Raw genomic sequence first — 1,551 nt, 5'->3', positions numbered from 1 at the left:
GGGGGGTGCCTCTATGTCTTTCGTCAAGGCGCCTCTGTCGGGTTTCGGCTGATTCGGGCTTGCTGAAGCTATGCGGCGAGCTCGACGTCCGTCGGTGTCCGGGATTCGTAGAAAGTGCCGTCGCGGAGCATGGCGAACAGGACGCTGATGCGTTGGCGGGCGAGGCGGAGGAGGGCCTGAGTGTGGGTCTTGCCGCGGGCGCGTTGCTTGTCGTAGTAGGCGCGGGAGGCGGGGTCGGCGTTCATGCAGGCGAAGGCGGAGAGGAACATCGCCCGTTTGAGCTGCCGGTTGCCGCCTCGGGGAGCGTGTTCGCCGTGAATCGAGGTCCCGGACTGCTTCGTGGCGGGGGCGAGTCCGGCGTAGGAGGCGAGGTGGGCGGCGGTGGGGAAGCTGGTGCCGTCGCCGACAGTGACCAGCAGGACGGCGGCGGTCCTGACGCCGACGCCGGGCATCGACGTCAGGACCGGGGAAAGAGGGTGAGCCTCCAGCAGGGTGGTGATCTGGGCTTCCATCGCCCGGCGCTGGGTGTGGACAGCGGCCAGGGATGCGGCCAGGGAGGGGATGACGAGGTCGAGGGTGCCGGTGCCTGGGACCACGACGGTCTGCTCGTCGAGCGCGTCGAAGACGTCGTCGATCAGCCGGGCGGCCATGCGCGGGGCCTTGGGGCGGATGAGATCGACGAGTCTGCGGCGGCCGGCTTTGCGCAGGGCGGCGGGGGAGCCGTAGCGCTCCAGGAGCCAGGTGACGGCCTGGTGGTCGAGGCGGGGGCCGAGGACGCGTTCCAGCGACGGGTGGAACTGGGTGAGCAGGCCGCGTATCCGGTTGGAGGTGCGGGTGGCCTCGGCGGCGAGGTCCTGGTCGAAGCCGACGAGCACGGTCAGCTCGGCGGTGATCTCGTCGGTCAGTTCCAGGGAGCGCAGGGTGTGCGGCATGGTGCGGGCCGCGTCCGCGATCACGGCGGCGTCCTTGGCGTCGGTCTTCGCTTCGCCGGGGTAGAGGTCGGCGATCCGGCGCATGGCCAGGCCGGGCAGGTAGGCGACCTGGCAGCCCGCATCGCGGGCGACGGTCAGCGGCAGGGCGCCGATGGAGGCGGGTTGGTCGACGATCACCAGGACGGTGCCGAACTTGTCGCGCAGCTTGTCGAAGACGGCCCGCAGCCCGGGTTCGCTGTTGGGCAGCGGTCTGTCGAAGACCTTCTTCCCGCCCGGGGTGAGCCCGTGACCGTGGTGAGCGGTCTTGCCGACGTCCAGGCCCAGGAACACGCCCACGTCTTCGATCTCGAACATCGTGCCCCTTCCCAGGGGAATTGACAGTGCCGGCCTCGGCTCGGGTGTCGTGCTCGCGCATCCACGTTATGCAGACCTGCCGCCCGCGAACCGTCCGGCATTGCGCCGGACCGGACGGTGGCCGGACCTCTGATCAGCGTCTCCGACGAACACCCCCGGACCCGGTGACACCACCCCCCAGGTCATCCGTTCGACAGGGGGCAACAGTCATGCCGGGCCCGGAGGCCAGCGGCCCCATTGCGGAGCCGCAGAAAACATAACGGGG

General features: G+C 69.9%; 1 protein-coding gene. It reads right to left on the bottom strand.

Annotated elements, in window-relative coordinates; all coding sequences use genetic code 11:
- Positions 1-68 precede the first annotated feature (68 nt).
- Positions 69-1,286, bottom strand: a complete 1,218-nt coding sequence (locus MXD57_RS31235; RefSeq protein WP_250405580.1) for an IS110 family transposase — start codon at positions 1,284-1,286, stop codon at positions 69-71.
- Between the last annotated feature and the right edge of the window lie 265 nt (positions 1,287-1,551).

This window comes from Streptomyces cellostaticus, from assembly GCF_023630175.1.
In the GTDB taxonomy this organism is placed as follows: domain Bacteria; phylum Actinomycetota; class Actinomycetes; order Streptomycetales; family Streptomycetaceae; genus Streptomyces; species Streptomyces cellostaticus_A.
Note: the sequence above shows the minus strand (reverse complement) of the source record. Positions and strands in the feature narration are given on the sequence as shown.